At 63.1% G+C, this 23940-nt stretch carries 21 protein-coding genes; 10 read left to right on the top strand and 11 right to left on the bottom strand.

The genetic code is table 11. The features are described from left to right. Positions 1–1824 (bottom strand): DNA-binding protein (locus LMG28727_RS05845; protein WP_201641339.1); only part of this gene is annotated, 1824 nt, incomplete at its 3' end. 313 nt (positions 1825–2137) lie between these two features. On the opposite strand from LMG28727_RS05845, the gene LMG28727_RS05840 reads away from it, so the two are divergent. From LMG28727_RS05840 to LMG28727_RS05805, 8 genes are all read left to right on the top strand, one after another. After that, a complete protein-coding gene (locus LMG28727_RS05840) occupies positions 2138–2845 on the top strand; it encodes a gluconate 2-dehydrogenase subunit 3 family protein (protein ID WP_201641338.1) in 708 nt (235 codons plus the stop codon). Between the two features lie 43 nt (positions 2846–2888). Further along, positions 2889–4661 (top strand): GMC family oxidoreductase, encoded by a 1773-nt coding sequence (locus LMG28727_RS05835; RefSeq protein WP_201641337.1) that lies wholly within the window; start codon positions 2889–2891, stop codon positions 4659–4661. 20 nt (positions 4662–4681) lie between these two features. Next, positions 4682–5980 carry a cytochrome c gene (locus LMG28727_RS05830; RefSeq protein WP_201641336.1) on the top strand — a complete coding sequence of 433 codons (1299 nt, stop codon included), beginning with the start codon at positions 4682–4684 and terminating at the stop codon, positions 5978–5980. 214 nt (positions 5981–6194) lie between these two features. Then, entirely contained in the window at positions 6195–6716 is a 522-nt protein-coding gene (locus LMG28727_RS05825; RefSeq protein ID WP_074768558.1) for a 2,4'-dihydroxyacetophenone dioxygenase family protein, read from the top strand. Continuing rightward, on the top strand, positions 6713–7462 hold the full coding sequence (locus tag LMG28727_RS05820) for an SDR family NAD(P)-dependent oxidoreductase (RefSeq protein WP_201641335.1): 750 nt from the start codon (positions 6713–6715) through the stop codon (positions 7460–7462). Before LMG28727_RS05825 ends, LMG28727_RS05820 begins: the two co-directional genes overlap by 4 nt. A 97-nt stretch (positions 7463–7559) precedes the next feature. Continuing rightward, the gene (locus tag LMG28727_RS05815; RefSeq protein WP_201641334.1) at positions 7560–8867 is read left to right on the top strand and encodes an MFS transporter; all 1308 of its coding nucleotides are present in this window, start codon (positions 7560–7562) and stop codon (positions 8865–8867) included. A 30-nt stretch (positions 8868–8897) separates the two neighbouring features. Beyond that, on the top strand, positions 8898–9626 hold the full coding sequence (locus LMG28727_RS05810; protein WP_201641333.1) for an SDR family NAD(P)-dependent oxidoreductase: 729 nt from the start codon (positions 8898–8900) through the stop codon (positions 9624–9626). A gap of 103 nt (positions 9627–9729) precedes the next feature. Next, positions 9730–10566 carry an IclR family transcriptional regulator gene (locus LMG28727_RS05805; RefSeq protein WP_201641332.1) on the top strand — a complete coding sequence of 279 codons (837 nt, stop codon included), beginning with the start codon at positions 9730–9732 and terminating at the stop codon, positions 10564–10566. Between the two features lie 196 nt (positions 10567–10762). Here the strand turns inward: LMG28727_RS05805 and LMG28727_RS05800 are convergent, their stop codons facing one another. Further along, positions 10763–11863 carry an NADH:flavin oxidoreductase/NADH oxidase gene (locus tag LMG28727_RS05800; RefSeq protein ID WP_201641331.1) on the bottom strand — a complete coding sequence of 367 codons (1101 nt, stop codon included), beginning with the start codon at positions 11861–11863 and terminating at the stop codon, positions 10763–10765. 284 nt (positions 11864–12147) lie between these two features. Between LMG28727_RS05800 and LMG28727_RS05795 the strand changes: the two genes are divergently transcribed. Then, positions 12148–13035, top strand: a complete 888-nt coding sequence (locus LMG28727_RS05795) for a LysR family transcriptional regulator (protein ID WP_201641330.1) — start codon at positions 12148–12150, stop codon at positions 13033–13035. Positions 13036–13213: 178 nt separating this feature from the next. Next, entirely contained in the window at positions 13214–14257 is a 1044-nt protein-coding gene (locus tag LMG28727_RS05790) for a rod shape-determining protein (protein ID WP_074768585.1), read from the top strand. Positions 14258–14297: 40 nt separating this feature from the next. On the opposite strand, the gene LMG28727_RS05785 is transcribed toward LMG28727_RS05790, so the two are convergent. The 9 genes from LMG28727_RS05785 to atzF all read right to left on the bottom strand — a co-directional run bounded on the left by LMG28727_RS05785 (position 14298) and on the right by atzF (position 23760). Beyond that, positions 14298–15080, bottom strand: a complete 783-nt coding sequence (locus LMG28727_RS05785) for a GntR family transcriptional regulator (RefSeq protein WP_201641329.1) — start codon at positions 15078–15080, stop codon at positions 14298–14300. A 34-nt stretch (positions 15081–15114) separates the two neighbouring features. After that, complete coding sequence (gene hpxZ / locus LMG28727_RS05780; RefSeq protein WP_201641328.1) at positions 15115–15510, bottom strand: oxalurate catabolism protein HpxZ; 396 nt, start codon at positions 15508–15510, stop codon at positions 15115–15117. 3 nt (positions 15511–15513) lie between these two features. Continuing rightward, entirely contained in the window at positions 15514–16209 is a 696-nt protein-coding gene (locus tag LMG28727_RS05775) for a cysteine hydrolase family protein (RefSeq protein WP_201641327.1), read from the bottom strand. Beyond that, positions 16206–17822 carry an ABC transporter ATP-binding protein gene (locus tag LMG28727_RS05770; RefSeq protein ID WP_201641326.1) on the bottom strand — a complete coding sequence of 539 codons (1617 nt, stop codon included), beginning with the start codon at positions 17820–17822 and terminating at the stop codon, positions 16206–16208. The genes LMG28727_RS05775 and LMG28727_RS05770 overlap by 4 nt, the downstream gene beginning before the upstream one ends. Positions 17823–17824: 2 nt before the next feature. Next, positions 17825–18517, bottom strand: coding sequence for a biuret amidohydrolase (gene biuH / locus LMG28727_RS05765; protein WP_201641325.1), 693 nt, complete (start codon positions 18515–18517; stop codon positions 17825–17827). Between the two features lie 104 nt (positions 18518–18621). Next, positions 18622–19548: an ABC transporter permease gene (locus LMG28727_RS05760; RefSeq protein WP_201641324.1), complete on the bottom strand. Its 927-nt coding sequence runs from the start codon at positions 19546–19548 to the stop codon at positions 18622–18624. Then, entirely contained in the window at positions 19541–20665 is a 1125-nt protein-coding gene (locus LMG28727_RS05755) for an ABC transporter permease (RefSeq protein ID WP_201641323.1), read from the bottom strand. The genes LMG28727_RS05760 and LMG28727_RS05755 overlap by 8 nt, the downstream gene beginning before the upstream one ends. Positions 20666–20712: 47 nt before the next feature. Then, complete coding sequence (locus tag LMG28727_RS05750; protein WP_201641322.1) at positions 20713–21810, bottom strand: BMP family ABC transporter substrate-binding protein; 1098 nt, start codon at positions 21808–21810, stop codon at positions 20713–20715. An 84-nt stretch (positions 21811–21894) separates the two neighbouring features. Beyond that, positions 21895–23760, bottom strand: a complete 1866-nt coding sequence (gene atzF, locus LMG28727_RS05745) for an allophanate hydrolase (RefSeq protein WP_201641385.1) — start codon at positions 23758–23760, stop codon at positions 21895–21897. Between the last annotated feature and the right edge of the window lie 180 nt (positions 23761–23940).

The following is a 23940-nucleotide window of genomic DNA, read 5'->3' as shown; positions in this document are numbered from 1 at the left end:
CGCTTTCGAGTCTTGCAGTTCGAGGACTTGCATCTCTGCAGATTCGGCCCGCTGCATCGCGGCCGATAGCTGTTGAGCGGACTGAGCCATTTCATCGCTCGCGGCCGCTTTCGAGTCTTGCAGTTCGAGGACTTGCATCTCTGCAGCTTCGGCCCGCTGCATCGCCGCCGATAGCTGTTGAGCGGCCTGAGCCATTTCATCGCTCGCGGCCGCTTTCGAGTCTTGCAGTTCGAGGACTTGCATCTCTGCAGATTCGGCCCGCTGCATCGCGGCCGATAGCTGTTGAGCGGACTGAGCCATTTCATCGCTCGCGGCCGCTTTTGCGTCTTGCAGTTCGAGGACTTGCATCTCTGCAGCTTCGGCCCGCTGCATCGCGGCCGATAGCTGTTGAGCGGCCTGAGCCATTTCATCGCTCGCGGCCGCTTTTGAGTCTTGCAGTTCGAGGACTTGCATCTCGGCAATTTCAGCCCGCTGCATCGCCGCAGAGACCTGCTGCGCAGCCTGAGCCACTTCATCGCTCATCGCCGCTTTTGCGTCTTCCAAAGCGGCAACCTGCTGCTCAGCCCGCTCAGCACGCGCCATCACCTCGGCAACCTGCTGCGCAGCCTGAGCCACTGCATCGCTTGCTGCGGCCTTCGCCCCTTGCAGCGCCGAAATCTCGTGATTCGCTTTCTCCAGCGCTTCGACCAGACGCTGCAGCTCCTCCAGATGAATTGACGCTTCTTCCAGTCGCGTCGCCGACGTATGGCGCTCCGCCGCCAGCGCGGTGCGGACTTCATCCAGATCGGCTTCCCGCGCGGAAATCCGTGCAAGATGCTCGTTCGCCAGTGCCGTCGCGGCATCGGCACGAGCCGTCGCTGCGCCGGATTCTTCGGTCAACCGTGCCAGTTCTGCGGACTTCGCTTCATCTGCTTCGCTCAACGTGGCGGCTTCGCGCCGCGCGTCATCGCGCTCACGGGTGATGCGTGCGATCTCTTCGTCTTTGGCCGAAACGACGCCTGTGACCGAACTCAACTTTTCACGCGTCTCATCGAGCGCGGCCTGGGTGGCTTCGAGCCGCGCGTCGTTTTCCGATGTGTGCTGCATCAGTTCGCCGACACGCGCCTCGGCTGCTTCCGCGCGGCTGATCGCGCTCGCGAGTTCCGTCGACAGAAGCGCGGCGGCCTGATCCGACCCATCGCGCTCGTGATTGACCCGCGCGAGCTCCTCGTCCTTGCTCGCGACCACCGACGCGAACGTCGCCCGCGCGTCGTCGAGCGCGGACTCCAGATACTCGATCCGGGTGTCGTCTTGCGAGGCCCGCTGCACGAGTTCGCCGACGCGCGTCTCCGCCGCGTCGACGCGTTCGGTCGCGGCGGCCAGTTCGGTCGAAAGACGCGCAGCTGCCCGCTCCGACGCCGTGTGTGCTTCGGTCAACGCGGCGAGCCGCTCGCGCTCGATCCTGATTGCTTCGACCGTCTTCTGATACTCGGCCAGCGCTTCACTGCGTTCCGTGAGCGTGGACTCGAGATGGCGATTGACGACCTCCACGCGTTGGCTGGCTACCCGCTGCGCTTCGTCGTGAGCGGCGGACCAGATTCGCGAAGCCGCGCCGACAATCGTTTCGGCAAGATTCTCAGGCAACGCCGCTGCCGCCTGCGTGGGCGGTGTTTGAAGCTCGCGCGTTTCGCGCCAGCGATCGAGCGCCGCCGCAACAGCGACGATCGATTCGCCCTGAACCTGTGACCAGACGGCCACAGCAGACACCTTCCGACCTTCCTGAATCAGGCGATCGGCCGCTCCAGCGACCAGTTCATCCGTGATTGCGTTTGCGTCCGTCGACATAAATCGCCTCGAAAACCAGCATGATCCAAGGGTGTTCAAGCTTTCAATACGCTTTTTCCACCCAGTAACCCTCTAATGATAATAGATGGCCTACCCCCTTCGCTTCGTCGAAGAGACGGGTCAACAGCCACCAATTCCGCGCATTGACTGCCTCTTGCGCACTGCGCACACCCGACCGGCAAGCCATTTCGGCTGTGAATTTTTAACTAACCAGTTAGAATATCGTCGCAACGGAACCTCAGAACGACGTCGAAACGGCTCGTGAGCGTTCCATTTTTTATTCGCATTGGCGTTTGATTTCCGGGAGAACGACTTGCTTCGGCGCAAATTTCTTTCATCACTGGTGCTGATGGCCGCAGGTATCGCGGTCGCCAAGGCCCGCGTGATTTTCGGCGGCATGCCGTGGTTCAAGGATCCGGTCGTGCTGCCTGAACCGGTCGTGCCAGATGGCTGGAAGTTCTTCACCGCCAACGAAGTCGCCGCGGTCGAGGCCATCGCCGACCGTCTGATTCCTGCAGACGAACTGAGCATCGGCGGCAAGGACGCGGGTTGCGCGCTGTTTATCGACCGCCAGTTGAGCGGCGACTATGGCCGCGCGGCCACCCAATACCGCCTCGGCGATATCCGGCCGGGCACGCCCAGCCAGGGTCCGCAGTTCAAGGACACGCCCGCCGAACGCTATCGCGCGGGTCTCGAATCGCTCGACGATCACTGCAAGCAAAGCTTCAGCGGCAAAGCCTTCAATGAGCTTTCGCCGGCGCAGCAGGATGCGCTGCTCACGCAACTCGAAGCCGGCAGTCTCCAACTCGCCACGGTCGACTCGAAAGCGTTCTTCAACATGGTCTTGCAGAACGTGCGCGAAGGCTTCTTCGCCGATCCGATCTACGGCGGCAATAAAGACATGGCCGGCTGGAAGATGCTCGGCTTTCCCGGCGCGCAATACGATTTCCGCGACGTGATCGGCCGTCAGGGCGAAGACCTGAAGATCATTCCGATCAGCCTCATCAGCCGCAAGAGCTGATTGACGCGCGCTTCATCCCCACCTGCAACAAGCGGAGAAACACATGGCACTCAAACGTGCTAAGGCCGATGCCGTCATTGTCGGGCTCGGCTGGGCCGGCTCGCTGATGGCGAACGAATTGACCCTCGCGGGTTTGAACGTGGTCGCGATCGAACGCGGCGCATGGCGCGACACCAGCAGCGACTTCCCCACCACCGTCGACACCGACGAATTGCGTTTCGCCACGCGCCGCGCGCTGATGCAGCCGCCCGCGCTCGAAACGCTCACGTTCCGCAACAACGTTGATCAGACCGCGCTGCCGTTGCGCGACTGGAACACGTACCAGTTCGGCATCGGCGTCGGCGGCGCGGGCACGCACTGGAACGGCATGACCTGGCGCTTCCTGCCGAACGATTTTCAGACCTATACGAACACGGTCGAGCGTTACGGCAAGAGCAAATTCCTCGAAGGCATGCAGGTTCAGGACTGGGGCGTCACCTACGCGGATCTCGAGCCCTACTACGACAAGTTCGAACGCCTCGCGGGCACCTCGGGCCGCGCGGGCAACATTCAGGGCAAGGTGCAGGAAGGCGGCAATCCGTTCGAAGGTCCGCGCAATCGCGACTATCCGCTGCCGCCGCTGGAGCGCACGCGGGTCGCGACGATGTTCGACAAGGCGACGCGCGGTCTTGGCTATCACCCGTTTCCGGTGCCGGCGGGCAACACGTCCGGCGCGTATGTGAATCCGCTCGGCGTGCATATGGCGCCGTGCACCTACTGCGGTTATTGCGAGTTTTTCGGTTGCGGCAACTGGTCGAAGAGCAGCCCGCAGGCGTGCATCATGCCCGCGCTGATGCAGCGCAAGAATTTCAGCGTGATCACGGAATCCGAAGTGCTGCGTGTGAATCTCGCGGAAGACAAAAAGACCGCGACGGGCGTCACGTTTGTCGATCACGACAACAACGAATGGGAACAGCCCGCCGACATCGTCGTGATCTCGGCGTACCAGATGGACAACGTGCGTCTGATGCTGCTGTCGGGGATCGGCAAGCCGTATAACCGCGATACCGGCGAAGGCGTCGTGGGTCGTAATTACGCGTACCAGACCATCTCGGGCGCATCGATTTTCTTCGAGAACGAGCGGCTCAATCCGTTCATCGGCGCGGGCGCGCTGGCCCAGGCAATCGACGACTTCAACAGCGACAACTTCGACCACACGAACCACGATTTCATCGGCGGCGGTGTGGCGCTCGTGCACTCCACCAACGGCCGGCCGATCGGTCTGGCCAACGGTGTGCCGCCCGGCACGCCGCGTTGGGGCAGCGAGTGGAAGAAGGCGTATCAGCACGCGTACCAGAACTACAACTCGATCTACGTGATGGGCAACAGCTATCCGCATCGCGACGTGTTCCTCGATCTCGATCCGGAATACAAGGACCGCTTTGGCCGTCCGCTTCTGCGTGTGACGTTCGACTGGATCGAAAACGACAAGCGCTCGGCGAAGTTCATGGCCGACAAGTCCGAAGAGATCGGCCACGCGATGGGCGCGAAAACCGTCGTCCGCAGTGAGCCGACCACCAAGCCGTTCTCGCCGATGGACAACCTGTCGTCGCACACTACGGGCGGCGCGATCATCGGCGACGATCCGAAGACGAGCGCGCTGAATCGCTATCTGCAAAGCTGGGATGTGCACAACACGTTCGTGGTGGGCGCGTCCGCATTCGCCAACAACGGCGGCTATAACCCGACCGGCACCGTCGGGGCGACCACGCTTTGGGCGGCGGAAGCGATCAAGAGGCAGTACCTGAAGTCACCGGGCCCACTGGTGAGGATCTGATCGTGCGAATCAAGACACTCATGGGTTCTTTCAGCGCGGTGGTGCTGGCCGCCGCGGCGTTCGTCGCGTGGGATCATGCGGACGATGCGCACGCGCAGAGCGCGCCGTCTTCGACGGCCGCGCCGCTTGCTTCTTCGGCAGGTTCCGACGCCGACGTGATCAAACGCGGGATGTACCTCGCGCGCGCCGGCGATTGCATCGCCTGTCACACGGCAGAAGGCGGTAAGCCGTTCGCAGGCGGATTGCCGTTGCAAACGCCGTTCGGCAAGATCGTCGCAAGCAATATCACGCCCGACAAGGACACCGGCATCGGCACCTGGAGCGACGCGGAATTCATCCGCGCGGTGAAACAGGGCCGTGGCAAGCACGGCGAATTCCTGTACCCGGCCATGCCGTACACCGCGTACGCGAAGGTCAGCGACCAGGACGTGCGCGATATCAAGGCCTACCTCGACACGGTCCCGGCCGTGAACAACAAGGTCGACGCGAATCAACTGCCCTTCCCGTTCAACATCCGCATGCTGATGTTCGGCTGGAACCTGCTGTTCTTCGACAACACGCCGTTCAAACACGACGACACGCAGTCGGTGGAATGGAATCGGGGTGCGTATCTGGTCGAAGGACTCGGACACTGCGCGTCGTGCCATACCGCGAAGAACTTCCTTGGCGGCGACAAGGCGTTGTTGCAAGGCGGCTCGCTGGAAGGCTGGCACGCGCCGGAGATCACCGGCAATCCGTACACGGGGCTGGGCCACTGGTCGACGGATGAGATCGTCGAGTACCTGCAGACGGGCGGCAACAACCGCAGCGTCGCATCGGGTCCGATGGCCGAAGCCGTGACGAACTCGCTGCAATACCTGAGCACGGCGGATCTGCATGCGATCGGCGTGTATCTGAAGAGCTTGCCGGGTTCGGGTCAGAAAGCGCCCGCCCCGCTGGCGTCGACCGACTCGACGATGACCCTCGGCCACTCGCTGTTCATGGCGAACTGCGCGGCGTGCCACCGCTCATCGGGCGAAGGCGTGACGGGCATGGTGTCGTCGCTGGCCGATAGCGCGGGTGTGCGCGCGCCGGACGCGTCCAACATGCTGCGCACGATCCTGATCGGCAGTCGTGGCGCGGTCACCCAGAGCAATCCGACTGGCGCGGCCATGCCGAACTTCAGCTGGAAGCTGACCGACGGCGACATCGCCGCCCTCTCGACGTATGTGCGCAATAGCTGGGGCAATGCAGCCGCCCCGGTTTCCGTCGACGACGTAAAGAAAGCGCGCAGCAGTCTTGGCGCGCAGTCACCGATGGGTGTTGCCCAAAGCAAATAAATCGCACCCGGCGGCATAACCGCTGATGTTGCACAGACAAGCCGGCGTGGCGACACGCCGGCTTTTTTGCGTTCTGGAGTATCGCTGCGTGGTGCGTGAAGTATGCGTCTCAGTAATTCCCCCAGGATTGACCTCGGCTGCATCGCATCCCGATAATAACCATATCGTGGACTATACGTCCACAATATGGACATTTTGAAAAGAGGATCTCCGCATGTCTGAGGCTGCTTATTCCCCGATGACGCCCTACCAGTTGCCCTTCCCGAAGGAAGCGCAACAGGAAATCGTCGTCCCTTTCGCGATCCCGACCGATGAACGCGTGTGGGTCCCGCAGGCGGAAAACGTGTCGTTCCGCCCGCTGTGCCTGAACGCATCGCAAGGTTACTGGATGAACCTGCTGCGCGTGCGCAAGTCCGGTGTGCTGAGCCGCCATCGGCATCCGCAGAGCGTACACGGCATGGTGCTGAAGGGGCGCTGGCGTTATCTGGAGCATGACTGGGAAGCCACCGAAGGCAGCTACGTTTACGAACCGCCGGGCGAAACACACACGTTGTACGTGCCGGAAGACGTCGAGGAAATGATCACGTACTTCCAGGTGAACGGCGTGATGTTCTATTGCGACCCGTACGGCAACTACACCGGCTACGAAGACGTGTTCACGAAAATCGACATGTGCCGCAAGCACTACGCGGCAGTCGGCCTCGGCGAGGACTACGTGGACCAGTTCATCCGATGAGCTCGCACGCCAGCTTCGCCCGCTACGATTTTGCGGGGCGTGTTGCGGTGGTGACGGGCGCGGCGACGGGCATCGGCCGCGCCATCTGCGATGCCTTCGCGCTGAACGGCGCGTCGGTGGTCAACTGGGACCGCGTGCCGGGCGATCTCGACGCGCCGCACGCGCCGCGCCACTTCGCCGTGGACATCACGCGGCCCGCGTCGATCGAGGCTGCGCTGGCAGCCACCCTCGACGCGTATGGCCGGATCGATTACCTCGTGAACAACGCGGGTTTCGCGGGCCCGACGATGCCGCTCGACCAATACGATCCGCTCGAATGGCAACGCGTGATCGACGTGAATCTGCTCGGCACGTATCACGTGAGCCGCTTCGTCGTGCCGGTGATGCGGCGTGCGAACAGCGGGCGCATCGTCAACGTGGCCTCGCTGGCGGGCAAGGAAGGCACGCCGAATGCATCGGCGTATAGCGCAGCGAAAGCCGGTGTGATCGCGATGACGAAGTCGCTCGGCAAGGAACTGGCGCAAACCGGCATCCTCGTCAACGGCATCGCGCCGGCTGCTGTCGAAACCTCGCTACTCGCGCAGATGGCGCCGGCTCACGTACAGACGATGATCGACAAAAGCCCGCTGGGACGCCTCGGCACCACACAGGAAGTCGCGCAGCTTGCGCTCTGGCTGTGTTCCGATTCGTGCTCGTTCAGCACTGGCGCGATTTTCGATCTGTCCGGCGGGCGGGCCACTTACTGATACCGATACCGATACCGAAGCGTTGCATCAGCACGATTAAAACCACCGAAAAACCACCGAAAAACCACCGAAAAACCACATCAGGCAGGAGACAAACATGCTTCAAAAATCACAGCGTCTGAAACGCATCCAGGTCGTGGCGGTCGTCTTTCTGACGATTGCGGGCGTGGTCAACTATCTCGACCGCAGTACGCTGTCGATTGCGAATCATCTGGTCAGTCAGGAGCTTCATCTGTCCGCTTCGCAGATGGGGCTGCTGCTGTCGGCGTTCTCACTCTCGTATGCGTTTGCGCAACTGCCGGTGGGCGCATTGCTCGACCGCTTCGGATCGCGCGTGATGCTCGGACTCGGCATGCTGGTGTGGTCGATTGCACAGGTGGCGGGCGGCTTCATCCAGACGCTCAATCATTTTCTGGCGGCGCGGGTCGTGCTCGGCATCGCCGAAGCGCCGCTGTTTCCGGCGGGCGCGAAGGTCGTCAACGAATGGTTCGCGGTGCGTGAGCGCGGCGGCCCGACCGGCACCTTCGTCTCTTCTTCGACGATTGCACCGATGATCGCCCCGCCGCTGCTCACCGTGCTGATGCTGGCCTTCGGCTGGCGAACCATGTTCGTCATCATGGGGGTGCTCGGCATTGCCGTGGCGCTCGGCTGGTACATGGTCTACCGCAATCGCGACGAACTCACGCTGACTGAAGCTGAAACCGCTCACCTGAACGAAGGTACCGTGCAGACCGCGGAACGCGCGAGGAAGGGTTTGAGCTTCGCCGAATGGGGCGCGCTGTTCAAGCTGCGCAATACCTGGGGCATGATTTTCGGCTTCATGGGCGTGATCTATATGGTGTGGCTGTATCTCACGTGGTTGCCCGGCTATCTCGAGAACGAGCGTCATCTGAGCATCGCGCATACCGGCTGGCTCGTGTCGATTCCGTATATTTTCGGCACGATCGGCATGTTGAGCAGCGGCTATATCGCCGACTATCTGCTTCAGCGCGGCATGGCGCCGATCCGCAGCCGCAAGTGGCCGGTTTGCGTCGGCCTGATCGGTGCAGCGGCGTTCACGGTGCCCGCCGCGTACACGCCGAGCACGACGCTCGCGATCGTCTATGTGTCGGTTGCGATGTTCTTCGTGAATATGTCCAGCGGCAGCGCGTGGGCCCTGGTCACGGTGGCCGCGCCGCGCCATCTGGTCGCGTCGCTCGGCAGCATGCAGAACTTCGGCGGTTACCTGGGCGGCTCGTTTGCGCCGGTCATCACGGGCATTGTCGTCGATCAGACGCATTCGTTCGTCAACGCGCTGCTGATCAGCGCGGCTGTCGCGTTCGCCGCTGCCTTCGTCTATCTGTTCGTCGTCAAAGAGGTGGCGCCCGAGCCGCTGCCCGATACGGCCAACACTCAACCTGTCTGATCTCAACCTGAGCACTCGTTGCTGACTTTTATGACATTCCAGAACAATCTCCTCGAAGGCAAGGTCGCATTCGTGACCGGCGGCCTGTCCGGAATCGGCGCGGCGATCGCCAACGGACTCGCGCAACTCGGCGCAAAAACGGTTGCGGCCGGTTTGCCCTTGCCGCAAGGCGCGCCGGATTCGCTGAACCGCGAGATCGAACGCGTGACGCTCGATGTCCGCTCAACCGATGACGTCGCTGCCGCGCTGAAAGCGTTCGACCGGCTCGACATCGTGGTCAATTGCGCGGGGGTGATCAGCCGTATCGAAGAACATCGCATCGAGGTGTTCGAGCGCGTGATGGACATCAACCTGAACGGCACGATGCGGGTGTGCTCGGCGGCGCGTGAGTTGCTGAAGGCGTCGTCGGGATGCATCGTCAATACGGCTTCGATGCTGAGCTTCTTCGGCGGTGGTCTCGTGCCCGCGTATAGCGCGAGCAAGGGCGCGGTTGCGCAGTTGACGAAGTCGCTGGCGCTCGCGTACGCCGCCGACGGCATTCGCGTGAACGCCATCGCACCCGGCTGGATCGCCACGCCGCTGACCCAGGCGTTGCAGGACGACGACGGCCGTTCGCAGGCAATTCTCGATCGCACGCCGATGCGTCGCTGGGGCACGCCGGACGAAGTCGCGCAAGTCGCGGCGTTTCTCTGCACGCCCGCGGCGTCGTTCATGACGGGCGCGATCGTGCCCGTCGACGGCGGCTATCTGGTCGCCTGACGGCTTGCCGCGCGGCGGCCACTATGAGCGGGGCCACGGTGGATCGATACCATCCAGGCCTGCGATAAAGGCATAATTGCTCAACCGTGCCTGACTACTTCTGATGTCGACTCCCGATCCCACGTCCCCTTCGAAAGATACCGCCGGTGTCATCAGTGCCACCGATGCCAAAACCGTTGCCGGCGCTGCCGCATTCTCCAAATTCATTGCGGTACTGCAACTGGTCGCCGACGCCGAGACGCCGCCCAATGTCGCGAAACTGAGCGCGGCGAGTGGCTATCCGCGCCCTACTGTCCATCGCATCGTGGCCGCGTTGCAGGCGGAGGGATTGATCGTCGCGGCGGCAAACGGCACCACGTTCGGGCTCGGCCCGCGCCTCGTGAATCTGGCGAGCCGTAGCTGGGAGCGTTCGGATTTACGCCTCGCCGCCGTCGATGCGCTAATGGAATTGCGCAACGTCACGTCAGAGACAATCCACCTTGCGGTGCCGAGTCAGGGTGAGATGGTGTACATCGAAAAGCTCGAAAGTCCGCACGCGGTGCGCATGGCGTCGCGCGTCGGCACACGGGTATCGCTCACGTCGAGCTCGGTGGGCAAGGCTTATCTGGCCACACTAAGCGTGGCCGAGCGCGAAGCGCTGCTGAAAGACGCACCGCTGGAGCGCTTCACGGAACACACGCTGGTCACGCTCGACGCGGTGCGTAAAGAAGTGACTGCCACCGAGCAGCGTGGCTATGCCGAAGACCGCGAAGAAAACGAAGTTGCGATCTCCTGCTATGGCGCGGCGATTCGCGGAACCGATGGGCGAGCGGTGGGGTGCATCAGCATCAGCATGCCGTCTTATCGTTTGAAGGGCGACGCGCAAGCCAGCTATATCGAGCCGTTGCTGATGGCGTGCAGGACGATTGCGGCGCGGTTAGGACCGATTCCAGGGCGCTAGGTGCGCTGAAGCCGCTGAAGCCACTCAAGCCGCTGAAGCCGTTCAAGCCGCTGAGGCCATTCAAGTCGCTCAAGCCGCCCAAGCCCCTGAAGCCACCATTACCAACTCAAACGCACCCGGCGCAGACATTCACTGGCAAGCGCCGGGCGCACGTCAAACTCGCGTCAAGTACCGACGCCGCTCATTGCACCACCCGTCACTCCGCCACCGCGTAGCGCTCCAGCCAGTGCGCGTACGGCGCGGGCAGCACCCACGACGGCTTCTCGGCCTTCAGCGCCAGCGCCGCGTAGTACGGCCAGTGCGGATCGGCCAGATGCGCGCGGCCGACCATCACCAGATCGAGTTGCTCCTGTGCGATGACGCGCTCGCAGTTCTCCGGCGAGTCGATGCCCCATGCCGACGACACCGGCAATCCCCCTTCACGTCGCACGCGCTCTGCAATCGGTGCGAGAAACGCAGGTCCCCACGGAATTTTCGCCTTCGGCGTCGAGAAGCCGACGCTGACACTCAGCATGTCGAGGCCGCCACGGCGCATCGCCTTCGTCAGTTCGATCGATTCGTCGAGCGTCTGCTCATCGCGCCCGTCGTATTCGATCACGCCGAAACGCGCGGTCAGCGGCAGGTTTGCCGGCCACACTTCGCGCACTGCTTCGAGCGTTTCCAGCAGGAACCGGCTGCGGCCCGCGAGGTCGCCGCCGTATTGATCGTCGCGCTGGTTCGCGTGCACCGAGAAAAAGCTTTGTGCGAGATAGCCATGCGCAAAATGCAATTCGAGCCATTCGAAACCGGCGTCGCGTGCGCGGCGGGCGGCGGCCACGAAGTCCGCCTTCACGCGGGCGATGTCGTCGAGCGTCATCGCTTTCGGCACTTTGGGTAGATTCGCGCCGAACGCGATTGCCGACGGCGCCAGCGTGTCCCAGCCGCGCGGGTCCCCTTCGGCAATGTGATCGTCGCCTTCCCACGGACGGTTCGCGCTGGCCTTGCGCCCTGCGTGCGCGATCTGGATGCCGGGTACCGCGCCCGCTGCCTTGATCGACGCCGCGATCTGCGCCATGCCTTCCGCCTGCGCGTCGTTCCACAAGCCCGTGCAGGCCGGCGTGATGCGTCCTTCTGGCGAGACCGCGGTCGCCTCGACGATCACCAGCGCCGCGCCGCCGCGTGCGAGGCTCGCGTAGTGGACCTGATGCCAGGCATTGGTAAAGCCGTCGACGGCGCTGTACTGGCACATCGGCGGAACGGCGATGCGGTTGCGTAGCGAGACGTCCTTGAGTTGAAACGGTGTGAAGAGTGCTGACATGCGTATTTCCCAGTATTTCCCGGTCATGCCGGGCGAATTTCAGGTGGTTCGGATTGGCTAACCCGGTTCGGTTTGCAACTGCCCCTGCCGCGATCTCGCCCTGCCTATCTGTTCGCCGACGTGCGTGAGCGCAGCCCATGCCCGCAGCGTCGAGGTCGGTCACCGGCAAGCCGGTTGGCGAATCAGCAAGACTCGCTATGCGGAATCCTGACGTGCTACAAGGTTAAACGCTCACCGCTATAATTAAAACTACGTCAAGATTATCAATTCGATAAATTATTCTTATGCTAAATCCGCAGTGGCTGCGAACGTTTACGACCCTGGCCGAGCTCGGCAGCTTCACGCGCGCGGCGGAACGGTTGCACTTGACGCAGGCCGCCGTGAGCCAGCATCTGCGGCATCTGGAGAACGAATTGGGGCTGCTGGTGATCCGGCGTCCGCGTCAACTGGAATTGACGCCGGCCGGGCACGCGTTGCTCGTTTATTGCGAAGAGACCGAGCTAGCCGATAAGCGCTTGCGGCTGAGACTGAGCGGCGCTGACACGGAATCGGGCGAAATCAGTCTGATCAGCCCCGGCAGTATCGGACTTGCGCTGTTTCCCATGCTGCTTGCGCTGCAACAGGCGAAGCCCGGCTGGGTCGTACGGCATCGCTTCGCGCCAGATTCCGAAGTGCTCGCCGCGGTATTACAGAATCAATACGAACTCGGCCTCGTCACACTCAAGCCGGACGATCCGCGACTCGCTGCAAGTCATTTCACCGAGGAACCGCTGGAGCTGATCGTGCCCGCCACGCAGACCGACATCCACGCGTGGAGCGACCTCGAACGGCTCGGCTTTATCGACCATCCTGACGGCCAGGCGATGGCGAGCCGGCTGCTGAGCCGGCGTTTTCCCGGCAATCCCGGGGTTCAGACGCTGCGCCGCCAAGGTTTCACCAATCAGATCGGATTGATTCTCGAACCGGTAGCGCGAGGTCTGGGATTCACGGTGATGCCGCGCTATGCGCGCACTGCGTTTGCGCGGCAGGACGCCATTGCGGTGGTGGAATGCGGTCCACCGGTCGTCGATACGTTGTGGCTGATTCATCGGTCGGAGTGGCCGGTTTCCTCGTTCGCCGCCCGGGCGATCGAGCATCTTCGTCAGCACTTCGCGAACGCCGAACCCGCGTGACACACGTCGGCCCTCCGATCCCGGCCAAGCCGTCACAAACCTCGGCCGCCAACCTCGCGCGTGCAGCCGAAACTGTTATTCTTCCCTCTCTTCCGACCGTCACCTGGTCGCCTGCCGCCATCGCGCGGCGCTCCCAAGCGGCGCTCATGCGCCCGGCATCCGAGAGACAGGATTAGGCATGTTCGGTTTTTTACGCGGTTATTTTTCCAATGACCTGGCAATCGACCTCGGCACGTCGAACACGCTGATCTACATGCGTGGCAAAGGCATCGTGCTGGACGAACCTTCGGTGGTTTCGATCCGCCAGGAAGGTGGTCCGAACGGCAAGAAAATCATCTTGGCCGTCGGCAAGGAAGCCAAGCAGATGCTCGGCAAGGTGCCCGGCAACATCGAGGCGATCCGCCCGATGAAAGACGGCGTGATCGCCGACTTCAACATCACCCAGCAGATGATCAAGCGCTTCATCCAGATGGCGCACGAGTCGCGGATGTTCGCGCCGTCGCCGCGCATCATCATCTGCGTGCCGTGCGGTTCGACCCAGGTCGAACGGCGCGCGATCAAGGAAGCCGCGCATAGCGCCGGCGCGTCGCAGGTCTATCTGATCGAAGAGCCGATGGCCGCCGCGACCGGCGCGGGTTTGCCGGTGTCGGACGCGACCGGCTCGATGGTGGTCGATATCGGCGGCGGCACGACCGAAGTCGGCGTGATCTCGCTCGGCGGCATCGTCTATAAAGGCTCGGTGCGAGTGGGCGGCGACAAGTTCGACGACGCGATCGTCAACTACATTCGCCGCAACTACGGGATGCTGATCGGCGAGCAAACCGCCGAAGCGATCAAGAAGGAAATCGGCTCAGCATTCCCCGGCTCCGAAGTGCTGGAGATGGAAGTCAAAGGGCGCAACATGTCCGAAGGCATTCCGCGCAGCTTCACGGTGTCGAGCAATGAGATTCTCGAAGCGTTGACCGATCCGCTGAATCAGATTGTGTCGGCGGTGAAAATTGCACTGGAGCAAACGCCGCCGGAACTCGGCGCGGATATCGCCGAGCGCGGCATCATGCTGGCGGGCGGCGGCGCGTTGTTGCGCGATCTGGATCGCCTGCTGGCGGAGGAAACGGGTTTGCCGGTGTTCGTCGCCGAAGCGCCGCTCACCTGCGTGGTGCGCGGTTCGGGCATGGCACTCGAACGGATCGAGAAGTTCGGCGGAGCGTTCTCTTACGATTGAGTGTGACGCGGTGGACGTGCGTGGTTCGACGCGCCGCTGTTCACGACACAAACGGCAACTTGCTATCGCGCGCCGCCGCGAGCATCGATAGCGTGATCTTGCGCACTTCCAGTTTGCTCTGCGTGATATGCGCGCGCAGCAGGATGATTGCTTCGGTCACGCGATTGCGTTCGATCAGATTCAGCATGGTCGAATGCTCATCGTAAGTCGCGCTGGTTCGGTGCGGCTTCAGAAAATCGAGCCGCCGCACAATGCGGATGCGCTCGGTCACTTCGTTATGCACACGCAGCATTTCCAGGTTGCCCGTTGCGGCCACCAGTTGGCGGTGAAAGTTTTCGTCCATGCCGAACATTTTCACCGGAACGCTCTCGCGTGACTCAGGCGCGACACACCACACCGCCTTCAGCGTCTCGAGCGCCGCATGCGCGGCTTCACCGCCCGCGCCGATTCGCTCGACCGCGGCGACTTCCAGAACGATGCGCAAATCGTAAAGCTGGTCGAGCTGATCGAAATTGATCGGCGACACTTTCCAGCCACGGCGGAAACCGACTTCCAGATAACCCTCGCGCTGCAGCCGGAACAGCCCGTCGCGCATCGGCGTGCGCGATACGCCGTAGTGCTGCGCGATGCCGTTCTCCGAGAAACGGTCGCCTGGAAACAGCCTGAAACTGAAGATGTCGCTCTTCAGCTGTTGATAAACCTGTTCAGCAAGCGGGTTGGCCGCAGCCGGGATCTGCGCCTGGGTCTGTGCAGCGGGCGCGTCGTGCGGCATGGAAGATCCCGCGTCGGGCGTCTCCAGCAGATTCGTCGGGTCGTCGTTCATGAGGCCAAGGTCCTGTTTTCTTATTATCGACGCTTCACGACATCACGGCGGGATCGATCAGGCTGACATGCGCGGCGACAATCTTCCAGCCATCGGTGGGGCCGAACCTGGCCCAGGTTTGCATCTGACGGCCGAGCAAAGGCGTCGTGTCGCTGGTGAATTCAGTGCTGACGGTCGCGAAATCCGTGCCGAACGTCGTCACCACGGTTCGATGCAGTTTGCGCGATGGTGGCACCGGCGCGCAACGCTCGCGCCATGCGCGGATCGCCTCGCCGCCGTGCTGAATTTCGGCAATGCCATAACGGACCGTTTCCGCTGTGTGCCAGAACAGCGCGTTCATCGCCGCGACGTCGTTGTCGACCAGCGCACGTTCGTAGTCGACAAATGCCGCGCGAACCTGCGCGACGATTTCGGGTTGATTGACTTCCATACTCTAGATTTTCCCTTCGCTTCGGATTAACGACGACAGCGGCGCGGTCCAGCCGACAATGCCGCCTTGCGAGCGCACCATGTCGAGCGTCGCCTGCTTGAACGCCGGGATATAGCTCGCGGTCGCGTCTTCGACGAGCAGGCTGTCGTAGCCGCGGTCGTTGGCCTCGCGCATCGACGTTTGCACGCAGACTTCGGTCGTGACGCCGGCGAACACGAGGTGCGTGATGCCGCGCATCGCGAGTTCCTCGCCGAGCCGGGTCGCGTAGAACGCGCCTTTGCCGGGTTTGTCGATGACGATTTCACCGGCTATCGGCGCGAGCGGTTCGATGATCGCATTACCCGGCTCGCCGCGAATCAGAATGCGGCCCATCGGACCGGTATCGCCGATCCGCGCATTTGGCGCACCTCTTAACCGTTTTGCGGGCGGACAGTCGGCCAGATCTGGCGCATGCGATTCGCGCGTATGCACCACGAGCCAGTTCTGCCTGCGCGCGAATGCGAGCAGCGCGGCCACGGTCGGCACGATCTCGGCGAGCAGCGACACGTCGTTGCCCAGCGATTCGCCAAAACCGCCCGGCTCGATGAAGTCGCGCTGCATGTCGATCACGACCAGCGCGGTTTTGGTGACGTCGAACGTGAATGGGCCCGGTTGGGCGTCGATCGAATACGTTGTGCCTGGTGATGTCTCGGGGGTCATCCAATCGCTTCCTTGATTTTTTCAGCCGGCCTGGCGTCGGGCTGCGCGTGGGTGTCGCCGTGCCCTGCCATATGCTGTCCTAGCACGGCCCGGTCCGCACGCGCGGCGGGCGTGTCGTACACCAGTTCGCCTTCGGCAATCACCATGATACGGTCTGCCAGTTCCAGCAACTCGTCGAGATCCTCGCTGACCAGCAGCACGGCCGCGCCTGCATCGCGTGCGGCCATCAACCGCGCGTGAATATCGGCGACCGAAGCGAAGTCGAGCCCAAATACCGGATTCGCGACGATCAGCACGTCCACCGGCTGGCCGAGTTCGCGAGCCAGCACCGCGCGCTGCACATTGCCGCCGGACAGCGTGCCGATGGCGCGCTCGGGCACCGGCGGCCGCACGTTGAATTCGCCGATCCGTTGCATCGCGCGCTCGCGCAGTGCGCGGCGGTCGAGCCACCAGCCGCCGCGTCTCAACGGCTCGCGGTCGAAGTCACGCAGCGCGAGATTTTGCGCGACGCTCATCGAGCCGACGCACGCGTTTTTCAACGGCTCCTCGGGAATCGCGAACACGCGCCGCTGGGTCATCTGATCGCGGGTTGCGTGGTACGGTCTGCCCGCCACCTGCATATCACCTGTTTTCACGCGACGCTGACCGACCAGCGCCTCCACCAGTTCCTTCTGGCCGTTACCGGAGACGCCCGCAAGGCCGAGAATTTCGCCCGCGCGCACAGACAGTGTCGCGTGCTTCACTGCCGTATGACCGCGATCGTCTTCCACGGACACATCGCGCAGCGCGAGACGCACTGGCGCCGCTTCGTCGAGTGGCTTGCGCGGCACGCGCTCCACGGAGACAGCGGCCATCACCGGCGCGTCCTGGGTGGCGACGGTGCCCATCATCCATGCGGCAAGCTGGTCGCGGTTCGTGTCTGCCACCGCGCTCGTGCCGACCTGGCGGCCTTTGCGCAATACGGTGACGTCGTCGGCATAAGCCATCACTTCGCGGAATTTGTGCGTGATCATCAGCACGGTCAATTCGCCGCGCGTGGTCAACTCGCGCATCAGGCCGAGTACTTCGTCGGCTTCCTGCGGGGTCAGCACCGAGGTCGGTTCGTCGAGAATCAGAAAACGCTGCTGTAGATAAAGCTGCTTGAGAATTTCGAGCTTCTGCTTTTCGCCGGCGGCGAGCGTCGCCACCGGCGCGTCCAGTGGCAAGCGAAACGGCATCCGCTGCATGAAGGCGGTGAGCGCCGCGCGCTCCGCTTTCCAGTCGATTTTCCATGACATCTTGCCGCGCGCGAGCAACAGGTTCTCTTCCACCGACAAACCCGACGCCAGCGTGAAATGCTGATACACCATGCCGATGCCCAACGCCTGCGCATCGCGCGGCGAGTGGATGTGAACCTCCTTGCCGTCGGCGGCGATCTGGCCGTCGTCGAGCACGCCATAGCCGACCAGCCCCTTCACGAGCGTGCTCTTGCCTGCACCGTTCTCACCGAGCAGCGCGTGAATCGTGCCCGCCTTGACCTTGATCGACACGCCGTCCAGTGCACGGAACGCGCCGAACGATTTGCTCGCGTCGATCACCTCGACGCCGAGCGCCTGCCGCGGTAGTGTCGACATGATCAGCCGCCTAGTGTTTGCAGCAACGCACCCGAGTCCGACACGGTGCCGAACACGCCGCCCTGCATCGTGATCATGTGCAGCGCGGCGTCGTGATTGTGTTTGTCGGTCGCGCCGCAGCAGTCGGCCAGCACCGTGCATTCGAAGCCGCGGTCGTTGGCCTCGCGCATCGTCGTGTGAACGCAGACGTCGGTCGTAATGCCGGTCAGGATCAGATTGACGATGCCGCGGGTGCGCAGGATCAGTTCGAGATCGGTCGCGCAGAACGAGCCCTTGCCCGGTTTGTCGATGACGATCTCGCCGTCGAGCGGCTTGAGTTCGTCGATGATCTCCCAGCCCGCTTCACCACGTACGAGAATCCTGCCGCACGGGCCGTCGTCGCCGATACCCACGCCGTCGGTACCCGCGCGGCGGCTGCGCCAGCGCTTGTTGGCAGGCAGATCGGACAGATCCGGCCGGTGCCCTTCACGCGTGTGAATGATCGTGAAGCCCTGCTCGCGCATCGTCTTCAGCACGCTTTTGATCGGCTCGATCGGCGCGCGGGTCAGCGACAGGTCGTAGCCCATCTTGTCGACGTAGCCGCCGTGGCCACAGAAATCCGTCTGCATGTCGATGATCACGAGCGCGGTGTTGTCCGGGCGCAGGTTGCCGTCGTACGGCCACGGGTAGGGTCTCGCTTCGATGAATCGGTTCATGGTGAAGACGTCCTGAGTTGGGTTCGAGAAGAGCAGTAGCGTTTCAAGGGGCGCAAACATGGCGCGCGTATGTCGACACGTCGGCACGTCAGCGGGTCAGCAGATCAGCGGGTCAGGCTCAGTTCGCCCGGCGCGCCCGCCAGCGTGCGATCCGGCCGGCAGTTGATGATCATGATCAGCAGCGTCAGCACGTAGGGCGCGGCGTTGTACAGGTAATAACCGCTGGTCACGCCGATCGCCTGCAACGCGGGACCGAGCGCGCCCGCCGCGCCGAACAGCAACGCGGCCCACAGACAACGCAACGGCTGCCAGCGCGCGAAGATCACCAGCGCAACCGCCATCAGGCCTTGTCCGCTGGAAAGTCCTTCGTTCCAGCTGCCCGGATAAACCAGCGACAGATACGCACCGCCTATCCCCGCGAACACGCCGCCCACGGCGGTCGCGGCAATCCGTACGCGGGTCAGCGGATAGCCCATCGCACGCGCCGTTTCCGCGTGATCGCCGACCAGCCGAAGCACCATCCCCCAACGCGTGTTTCGCAAACCCCATTGCAGAACGACAGCCAGAATCACGCCGATTACGAACAGCAGATTCAGATGCAGCGCGTTATGCAATTGCGGCGACGAACTCCACGCGCCGAGGTCGATGAACGGCAGCATTGGCGCTTGCGGTTCGATAAACGGTTTGCCGAGGTAGAACGCGAGTCCGGTGCCGAGCAGCATCAACGCGATGCCGAACGCGATGTCCGACACGCGCGGCAACGAGCACACGAGGCCGTGCAGGCAACCGAGCAGCAAGCCGACCAGCCCGGCGCACAACACGCCGGTCCACGGCGAGCCGCTGAGAAACGCCCCCGCGTAGCCGCTCATTGCGCCGGACACGAGAATGCCTTCGAGACCGAGATTCACGCGGCCGCCCTTCTCGGTCAGACATTCGCCGAGACTGACGAACAGATACGGCGTGCTGACGCGGATCGCTCCAGCAAATAGCGACAGCAACAGAATCACGATGGGAGAGTGCATATCAGGCATGGGTCTGCTCCAGTTGCACAGGAAGATCGGCTTGCGCGGCGGCCTGCAACTTCACGCGCCACGCGGCGATGCGGCCGCCGAGCGCTTCCCACGCAAGCAGGTTCGCGAACAGCAGGCCTTGCAGTACCAGGGTGGTGGCGTCGGGCAGATCGAGCCGTCGTTGCAGCAGACTGCCGCTCGCTTCGATTCCACCGATCATCAGCGCACACGCGATGATCGCCAGCGGGTTCTGGCGCGCGGCAAACGCGACCAGAATGCCCGCATAGCCATAGCCCGCCAGCAGCGACGCATTGGCGCTGCCCTGCACGGCCGCCACTTCGAACATGCCGCCGAGGCCCGCCGCCGCACCGCCGAGCACGCATGCGCTCAGAGCCAGCAGATTCACAGGCAGACCGACCAGCCGCGCGGCGCGATGGCTGCCGCCGACCACCCGCATCGCGAATCCCTTCGTGCTGAACTTCACGAACACCCACGCCGCGAGGCACGCGACGATGCCCCAGACGAGCCCCCAATGAGTGTCGAGCCCGGGGATCGAGCCGATCATCATCGAGTCGGGAACGGGATACGTGGACGGCTTGTTCAGACTCGCCGGATCGCGCAACGGCCCTTCGACCAGATGCTTGAACACGGCGATCGCGATATACGACATCAACAGACTGCTGATCGTCTCGTTGACGCCGCGCCACTGCCGCAGCGCACCGACCGCGCCGATCCAGACGCCGCCGGCGAGCATTCCGGCCACCGCCATCAGCGGCGTGGCGATCAGCCAGGGCGTGCCGTGCGGCAGCGCCTGAGGAACGATCGCCGCGCACATGCCACCGAGCGCGAGCGCCCCCTCGCCGCCGATCACGATCAGTCCGACCTGGGCGGGCAACGCGACGCACAGCGCGGTCAGCATCAACGGTGCAGCACGCAGCAAGGTGCTCTGCCACGCGAACGACGAGCCGAACGCGCCCTGGAAAATCAGCGCGATGGCATCGGGCGCGGGCTGTCCCTGCGCTAGCAGGAAAAGCGAAAACAGCAGCAACGTGCCGAGCACCGCCAGCACGGTCGGCAGCGCGGGCAGGAGCGACAGCATCACTCTTGCCATCGACGGATTAGGGGCATTGGCACGCATCGCGGCTCCTTCGTTTCATTCGACCCAATGGTTCCGACCCAGCGGAATCAGATTTGCCCAACCACGCCGTGCACCAGGTAATTCATGCTTTCCAGTGTGTAGTCGGTCTGCGCGTGACTCGTGCCCGATGCGATGGCGACGCCGCCCTTGTTGTCCTGCATCGGGCCTTTGAAGATCACGAAATTGCCGGCCACCATGCTGGTTTTGATCGTGTCGGCGTTGTGCTTCGCGACGTCGGTCACTTTCGCGCCGTACGGCGACATCTTCACGAAGCCTTCCTTCAGGCCGCCTCGGAGCACGTTCGGTTGTGCGGTGCCGGCTTGCGCGCCCGTCACCAGTTGCTTGTACGGCGTCGCCCAATCCCATTCCGCGCCGGTCAGATAGCCCTTCGGTGCAAGCGCCGCCTGGCTCGCGTGATAACCGCAACTCAATGCGCCGCGTTTCTCGGCTGTCTCGACCACGACCTTCGGGCCGTCGACGTGACAGGTCACCACATCGCAGCCCTGATCGACGAGACTGTTGGTCGCTTCGGCTTCCTTGACCGGCATCGACCAGTCGCCGGTGAAAATCACCTGGGTGGTGATCGACGGATCGACGGATTGCGCGCCGAGCGTGAACGAATTGATATTGCGCAGCACCTGCGGAATCGGTTTGGCCGCGACAAAGCCGAGCTTCTTGCTCTTCGTCATATGACCGGCGACTACGCCGTTAAGGTACTGACATTCATCGATATAACCAAAGTAGCTGGTGATGTTCGGCGGGTTGCCCTGCTTCCACAATCCGCCGCAATGCGCGAATCGCACCTTCGGATACTTCGCGGCCATCTTCAGCACGTGCGGGTCGAAGTAACCGAACGAGGTCGCGAAGATCAACGTCGCGCCGTCCTGTTCGATCATCGCTTCCATGGTCTTCTGGACGGCGATGGTCTCGGGCACGTTCTCTTCCTCGACCACCTTCACGCCCGGCATCTTCTTGATGACGGCAGCGGCCGTTGCCTGCGCCTGGTTGTAGCCGTAGTCGTTGCGCGCACCGACGTAGATCACGCCGACCGTCGTGTTCGGTGCGGCAAATACCGACTGGATGGGCAGAATATTGCCAAGCGTCAACAGGCTGGCGCTCTTGATGAAATTGCGGCGACTGGTCATGGTGTCCAATTCCTGAGTAAGGATGAGTGAGCGGGCCGGGTTGGCGTGGTTGGAGATGAAGAGCTGATGGATCGCGGGCGCGTTTCAGCGTTGCAGGCTGTCGAGATACGCAAGCCAGCCGCCGAACGACGTGATGTCGACGGCACCGCTGCCGTCGCCGACTGCCGCTGGCTCGCAGATGAAGCCCTTCACGGTCAGTCCGCTAGCGAGTTGCAGCGTGCCGATGCCAAGCGGTGCGGGTACCTCGGCGACGAACTGGCCGAAGGTCCGCAACGGCAGGTCCCATAGTTCGATGGCGATCGGCTGGCCTGGCTGATCACTGGCGTCGGTCACGCGCACGAGACCGGGTTTAGGCGGCTGCGTGTTTGCGAGGGCAAAGAGCTGGTAGCCAGCGGCGGTGTGCGTCGCTTCAATGAAGCGCGCGCCGGCTTGCTGAAGCTGCCAGTTCAACGGCTGGCCACGCAGATGCGCGCCGACCACGGCGAGCGTGATGCTCGGCTCCTGGAACGGTAACGGGTCGATCGTGGGTGCGGTTTTCGCTGCACTTGCGGCCGGGTTCTTCGCGGCGGGCGGCGTGTCAGTGGGATCGGTTGCATTGGTGGCAGCGGCGGCGAACAGCGCCTGAATCCGTGCGCCCAGATCCGCAAGCAGACGGTCCGCTCCGCTCGGCGCAATCAGCGTGACGCCCGCAGGCAGGCCGTCACGGCGCCGCTGACACGGCACCGCCAGCGCGCACAGATCGAGCAGGTTCACGAAGTTCGTATAGGTGCCCAACTGACTGTTCAACTCGACGGGATTGGCCTGCACGTCCGCGATCAGCGGATGCGTCGGGGTGGTCGGCACGATCAGCACGTCGATGCTGTCGAACAGCGTTTCAGCGTGACGCTTCAGATCGGCCAGCGCGTAGTGGCCATTGAACAGATCGACGGCGTTGAACTGGTCGGCCTTGCCGATCACCTTCGCGACGGTCGGGTCGATCGCTTCACGGTGACTGTCGAAAAAAGCACCCAGCGCGGCGCGGCGCTCCGCGACCCATGGGCCGTCGTACAGCAGCGCTGAGACGGCCTTGAGCGGTGCGAAATCGATCGGCTGGGGGGTGACGTGCAGATGCGTCGAGAGCGTGTCGAGTGACGCGGCGAAGGCCTGGCTCGCGGCCGCATCGCCGAAAAATTCGAGCGGATCGGGCACGCCGACGCGCGGCGCTCCACGCAGCAAACCACGCGGACGCACCTTGCGCGAATAACCGTCGAGTGGATCGAAACAGGCTATCTGGTTCAGCACGCGCCACGCATCGTCGACATCGTGGGCAAACACCGAAATCGTATCGAGACTGCGGCACGCCGGCACGACACCGCGCTTGCTGACCAGTCCCAGCGACGGTTTCAGTCCGACGAGTCCGTTGAAGCCTGCGGGTACGCGGCCCGAACCGGCTGTGTCAGTGCCTAGCGAAAACGCCACGCAGCCCGCTGCCACCGCGACCGCCGAACCCGAACTGGATCCGCCCGATACCCGCAACGGCGACTCGGTGTGACGCACCGCGCCGTAAGGCGAACGTGTGCCGACGAGGCCGGTCGCGAACTGATCGAGATTGGTCTTGCCGATCAGGATCGCGCCCGCATCGAGCAGACGCTGCACGGCGAACGCCGACACGCCCGGGGTATAGCTGAACGGCTCGCAGGCGGCAGTGGTCGGCAAACCGGCGACGTCGATGTTGTCCTTCACCGCGAACGGCACGCCGAACAGCGGCATACGTTCGAAAATTGCGCTGCCCTGTGCTTCGAACTGCGCGTCGAGCGCGCGGGCGCGTGCTTCGAGCGCCTCGGTTGGCACACGCAGAATCCAGACTTCGGGCCGATCGATTTCGTCGATACGGGCGAGCGCGGCCGCTATGGTTTGCGTGGGCGTCGAGGTTCGGTCTGCATAAGCGTCGAGCAGACCTTTGACCGTCATGGATGCAGATTTGGGCACTTGTCCTTCCTTGAGTTCAATCTTGAATACAAGTTTGAACTCAAATTAGCAGGAGCTATGCCATGTGCGTGACGAGTTGGGGAAACTGGGCTGTCTGCGTTGTCGGGCGGGCTTTCCCGGCCTTTTCAGCTGGCCGGACAGCCAGCTTTCAGATACCTGATG

The organism is Paraburkholderia metrosideri, from assembly GCF_904848625.1.
GTDB classification, from domain to species: Bacteria; Pseudomonadota; Gammaproteobacteria; order Burkholderiales; family Burkholderiaceae; genus Paraburkholderia; species Paraburkholderia metrosideri.
This window is presented reverse-complemented; position numbering and strand designations above follow the sequence as displayed.